This is a genomic window from Pseudorhodoplanes sp., assembly GCF_050250235.1.
GTDB lineage: Bacteria > Pseudomonadota > Alphaproteobacteria > Rhizobiales > Xanthobacteraceae > Pseudorhodoplanes.
Genome location: NZ_JBFWPA010000257.1, coordinates 1 through 5,039 on the forward strand (window position 1 = coordinate 1; position 5,039 = coordinate 5,039).

Annotated in this window: 6 protein-coding genes; 3 read left to right on the forward strand and 3 right to left on the reverse strand. The window is 56.2% G+C overall.

The window, feature by feature from the left end:
• On the forward strand, positions 1 to 509 hold a 509-nt coding region (locus AB7F49_RS38100), incomplete at its 5' end, for an amidohydrolase family protein (protein ID WP_428532815.1).
• A gap of 211 nt (positions 510 to 720) precedes the next feature.
• Positions 721 to 1,059, forward strand: a complete 339-nt coding sequence (locus AB7F49_RS38105; protein WP_428532818.1) for a MarR family winged helix-turn-helix transcriptional regulator — start codon at positions 721 to 723, stop codon at positions 1,057 to 1,059.
• A gap of 211 nt (positions 1,060 to 1,270) precedes the next feature.
• Here AB7F49_RS38105 and AB7F49_RS38110 read toward each other — a convergent pair whose 3' ends face one another.
• Positions 1,271 to 2,287 carry a TRAP transporter substrate-binding protein gene (locus AB7F49_RS38110; RefSeq protein ID WP_428532821.1) on the reverse strand — a complete coding sequence of 339 codons (1,017 nt, stop codon included), beginning with the start codon at positions 2,285 to 2,287 and terminating at the stop codon, positions 1,271 to 1,273.
• Positions 2,288 to 2,345: 58 nt separating this feature from the next.
• Positions 2,346 to 3,437, reverse strand: a complete 1,092-nt coding sequence (locus AB7F49_RS38115; RefSeq protein ID WP_428532824.1) for a hypothetical protein — start codon at positions 3,435 to 3,437, stop codon at positions 2,346 to 2,348.
• 268 nt (positions 3,438 to 3,705) lie between these two features.
• Here AB7F49_RS38115 and AB7F49_RS38120 point away from each other — a divergent pair, with 268 nt between their 5' ends.
• Entirely contained in the window at positions 3,706 to 4,701 is a 996-nt protein-coding gene (locus AB7F49_RS38120; RefSeq protein ID WP_428532827.1) for a LysR family transcriptional regulator, read from the forward strand.
• A gap of 216 nt (positions 4,702 to 4,917) precedes the next feature.
• On the opposite strand, the gene AB7F49_RS38125 is transcribed toward AB7F49_RS38120, so the two are convergent.
• Complete coding sequence (locus AB7F49_RS38125) at positions 4,918 to 5,037, reverse strand: zinc-binding dehydrogenase (RefSeq protein ID WP_428532829.1); 120 nt, start codon at positions 5,035 to 5,037, stop codon at positions 4,918 to 4,920.
• Positions 5,038 to 5,039: the final 2 nt, after the last annotated feature.

The following is a 5,039-nucleotide window of genomic DNA, read 5'->3' on the forward strand; positions in this document are numbered from 1 at the left end:
GGAGGGAGATCGACAAGCGCGCGCTACCGGTGCTGCTACATCCAACGACGCCTCCAGGAGCGGACCAACTTGATGCCGGCCCTTACCAACTTATTGGGTCGCTCGGATTCACCTTTGACACCGCGCTTTCCGTCAGCCGTATGATCTTCGATGGCTTCTTCGATCGCTTCCCAAATTTGAAGCTAATCGCCTCGCACGGTGGTGGCACCCTTCCTTATCTCGCAGGACGTTTAGATATCTGCTATGATAGAATGCCTTCAATCCGCACGAAGATTTCGATCGCCCCGAGCGAATATCTCAAGAAAATCTATTACGATGCCGTGGTCTATCGCCGGGACGCGCTCGATCTTCTGATCTCAGTTGCCGGAATCGATCAGATATTCTATGGATCAGACTACCCCCACAACATCGGTGATATGAAGGGGTGTCTTGCTCGTGTTGATTCGTTGTCGTCGGAACAGGCCATAGCAATCCGTGGCAACAACGCGCAGCGGGTCTTCAAAATCTGAAGTGACCATCCGGCGAGGCGCCAATCCGGACAGCGTTTCGCCTGTCTTGGAGGAGGTTCGGACCTTGTCTCGTCACGGATCTCCTCGGAAGGCGAACTCTCCTCGGTCCAGCGCCACGTTCAGGCTCGATGATTGGCTGCCATATCAATTCGCATTCACTGCGAACTATATCAGTCTGGCCCTATTCGACTTTTACAACCGTCACTACGGAATGTCGCTCGTGGCGTGGCGCGTTATGGTAAGAGTAGGCTCCGATGGTCCATTATCCGGCCGCGAGGTCGGCCGGCTCGCGACGATGGACGCGGTTCAGGTGACGCGCGCCATCAACGAGCTAGCCGAACTGGGCCTGATCAATCGTCGGATTGATCCGGATGATCGTCGACGTATCGTGCTGCGCTTAAGCGCGAAGGGAGAAGCCGCCTATGAAAAAATTGTTCCGAAGGCGATTGAACTTGAGAAATGGCTGCTGGCCGAGCTGACTCCATCCGAACTCAAGATTTTAAGATCCGTCTCGGCACGGTTGCTCAAAAAGATCTGTGAAGCTGTGTAGGCAGTGTTTCCGTCAGTTTCTGTCTTGTCTTGATGATCTTAGTTTCAGCTTGCTGTCATTTACGTGGTGCGTTCTTTGCTTCGCGCCTGGCGTGCGCCATTTGCAAGCCCAGATCAAAAGGTCGCTTTAATCGGCCCGCGGCTTCTCGTATCAGCACGGCCGGAAGCGTCAGGTATGGTGCGTCGATCCTCGTCCGACCCGTACAGTTCAGCTAGTAGCCCGCATTGTATTGCTTGAGAGCATCTGCAAACTCCTGTGCGATCCTATCAGGATCCGCTCCGTTCTTCCTCACACTGTTTGCCCAGGCCTGGCGCAACGGATCAGTTGACTTTTTCCAGGCAGCCAGTTGCTCGGGTGTAATCTGATACACGTCGTGGCCGGGCATTTCCTTCAGTTTGGCGAGGCCCGCTCGCTCAAAATCGCCCCATGGGCCGGCGAATCTGCCGGCCCATTCCGTCGTACAATGTTCGTCGATCATCTTCTTTTGAGCCGGAGATAAATTGTCATAAGCTCGTTGGTTGATCAGCCATTGAAAGCTCGCAGTCGATATCGACGCATCCATGTGAAACTTCGTCACCTTGTCGACGCCGTAAGCGATGGTAGTGCCCCATGGGAAGATCACCGCATCGGCTACGCCCTTTTCCAGCACATCGCGCACTTCCGGTGCGCCCGCCTGCACATTGGTGCCGCCGAGCTGCACGATCCAACTGCCGATAGTCGCGGTGGACGGGCGCATTTTGATGCCCTTGATATCGTCGGGCGTGACGATCTTCTTTTTGGAATGCCAGCTCGAAGGATCGGTTATAAACGAGAAGCAATATTTCACGTCCTTCATTTCTGTCGGCGCATATTTCCGGTACCACGAGTCGATCGCACGAATGCCGCCATGCACTTCGGAAATTGTGAATGGAATGTCCGCGAGCCCCACGATCGGAAATCGTCCGGGCTGATAGCCGGGACTGACATAGACGACATCGGCGATGCCATCGCGGACCATATCATAGTTATCGACGGCCTTGCCGAGTTGCTGCGCCGGATAGATCTGGGATTTGATGGTGCCGCCCGATGCTCTCTCGACCGACGCGGCCCAGTTTTCCACTGATTTGTGCAGAATGTGCGAAGCCGGCACCCAATGCGAGATCCTGAGCGTGACGGGTTTGTCCTGCGCGAGGGATGGAGTGGCAATCACAGTCATTGCAACGGCGAGCACTAAAACATCGGATTTCATGGCGTGTTCCTCCCACTGAAAGCTTCTCGGCTTCTGAACGTGCCTCCCGAATTGCGTGCTAATGGTCCGTCCGCTCGGCCCCTGCGCGAAGGTCCTTCAACAATTCGCGCACCTGCACAGGATCCTGACGTCCATAGCCGCAATAATGCGCGACCCCGAAGTGCGGCAGATATTTGCGCGCGGCCTGGATCCGTTTGGTCATTGCCTCGACACCATCCGCGAGTTCGAGGCCGAGAAAGACCCTGGCATTCCCGATCCGCAGATCTTGCAGCGGCTTGAAAAAGGCCTCATCCGCACCCGGCATGACCGGCAGGTGAACGAAATCAATACGGCGCGGGGTGTTGGCGACCATCGTGTTCGCAAGTCGCACACAAAATCCGATGTCCTTGACCTCGCCGATCGGCCAGCCGCCCCAGGTGCCGTAACAGAGGTGGTAACCGACCAGAACGTCATCCGGGATCATCTCGGTCATCGGCGCGAGATACTTCTTGGATGTGTAGAGCTGGAATTTTTCCTCGTTCGACGAAGCCTTCGGTGTTCCGTCGACGTATTTGTCTCGGGCGCCAAGGATGTCCAAGAGCTCCGAGCAATAATCCCATTGGATTACGAGGTCGTTCTCGGGAACATGCTCCAGAATCTTCTTGATGTCGGCCTGGATGCCCTTCTCAAACGCGCGCGTTACGATTAGCCTGTCGTTTGGCTCCGGAAAGAAGCCGGACGTCGCGTCATGCGTGCAGGGAATTGAGACCTGAAAGCGGACATGACTCGCAATCTTGCCGTCGTCGCGAAGTTTGCGGAATATCTCGTAGGAGCGGATCGCTTCTCGCGCATAGGGCAGATCGAAAGTCGTTTCCGTCACGCCGGGTTTCACTCGGAACGTCCCGCGCGTCGCCTTCATCTTTACCGGATCGTGGCTGTCAGGGCTTTTCACCATCTCCGGCGGAACAACGAGGACCGGCTCCAGATCCTTGTTCTTCGAGTAGACGAGATGCGGCAGCGACATGATCCAGGTCGAACGCTCGCCGACCTCGCCATCCGGCATTGCGAATAGCCGCTCGCCGAGTGACTGGGCGCAAGTGTTCATGACATCGTCCACTGTGTCGAACGGTACGCTTCCGACCAGAAGGATGTCTCCGGCTGAACTGTTCATGCTCTTCTCCCTGACAATGCGTTTGCGTGCGCTCGCTCTCGTTGCGCGCAAAAGTCGACAATATTCTATGCATCTTGAGCGCTCCGACGGCGCTCATCGCGTTCCTCTCCCTTGATGGCGAGCTGTGCAACGCTTGCGTTCGCTCGCTTCAATGATTGCGGACGTGCTGTCCGGTGGCGATCTCGAACGACCGGCTTCGGGAGAATGGTGACACCCCGGTTACGCCTGATAAACTAGATTTTACAGACAAGGTAATTCGGAAAATCCGATGAGTGATCTTCGTTTATCGCTGCGGCAACTGACTTACTTTATCAAGGTCGCTGAGCACGGATCGATCAATCGCGCCGCCGAGGAGTTACGGATATCTCCGTCGGCGGTATCGGAGATGATCAATGGTTTGGAGACTCAGTTCGGTGCAGCGCTCATGCTGCGGCGAAAGGGAAAGGGGGTGCTTCTCACATCGCTCGGCGCGGAGGTCTTGCCGGATATTCGCGCGCTGCTTGCCGGCGCTTCGGATTTGCAGTCAACGCTTCATGGCAGCCGGAGCGAGCTATCCGGACGCCTGGTAATCGGTTGCATGACAACGCTCTCTCCGTTCTTGCTGCCGGGACTGATCACTGAATTCCGGAACCTGCACCCTGCTGTCGATATTCAGTTTGTCGAAGGCTCGCAGGTTCAACTGCAAAAGCATTTGCAGGATGGACGGTGCGAACTGGCGATCCTCTATGACGATGACGACCTCGCCCCGAATTTCGTGCGCGAGGTACTCTATAAGACGCCACCTAAGATTGTTCTCCCAGCAAATCACCGGTTGGCGCGGTCGACGACAGTGAATCTGCGCGATCTGCAAGGGGAGCCGTTTATCATGATCGATTTGCCGCCCAGCCGCGAGAATGTGAAGGCGATTTTCAAGACGGCAGGTGTTACACCGAATATCCGGTATGTCACGAGCAGCATCGAGCTTGTGCGCGCGTTCGTCGCTCGCGGATTTGGCTATTCGATTCTCGTCCAACGTCCGGCAAACGATATCAGCTATGAGGGCTTTCCGATCGCGGTTCGGCCGATCAAAAAGCACCATTTCGAGATCAGAGTGGTTCTCTGCCGCGCTGCAGGCCGGCCGAGTGGGCGTGTCCAGGCATTCTCCGAGATGTGCCACAGACTACTGGACAATGCCGGGCCCAGTTGTTGGGCATCAAAGCAGGAGCACGCCGTAGTTCGCTGTCGCAAGGGACAGAAGAAGCGTTGGCGGCGCACGATTGGTTAGGGCTTAGGCCGGTCCCTGCGCTGGGCGTTGCGTGCAAGCACGACTGTGTTCGTGGCTTTGCTTGTGACGCGCGTGTCGAATTAGATTGCAAAGACAGCACACCAGCAGACTAGCTAGTGCAGCCATCCTAGCACTTCTACCGTACGCGCCGGTTGCATCGCGACTGTCCCGAAAGCCGAAGGATGTGGTCCCTGTAGAGAACAGTCTGCCGTGGGTTCATGGACACAGGAGAACCGATCCGGTATGGCGTCTGGCCTCGACATCCCGATGCGCCTGCGCCGCCTCGACTAGCGGATAGATCTTGCTGATTTCAATGCGCAAGTGTTTCTGCCTCACAA

What these genes read in the sequence shown, in the direction of transcription:
- AB7F49_RS38110 (WP_428532821.1), bottom strand. Translation starts at nt 2,287, where the DNA reads ATGAAATCCGATGTTTTAGTGCTCGCCGTTGCAATGACTGTGATTGCC.
- AB7F49_RS38120 (WP_428532827.1), top strand. Translation starts at nt 3,706, where the DNA reads ATGAGTGATCTTCGTTTATCGCTGCGGCAACTGACTTACTTTATCAAG.
- AB7F49_RS38105 (WP_428532818.1), top strand. Translation starts at nt 721, where the DNA reads ATGTCGCTCGTGGCGTGGCGCGTTATGGTAAGAGTAGGCTCCGATGGT.
- AB7F49_RS38115 (WP_428532824.1), bottom strand. Translation starts at nt 3,437, where the DNA reads ATGAACAGTTCAGCCGGAGACATCCTTCTGGTCGGAAGCGTACCGTTC.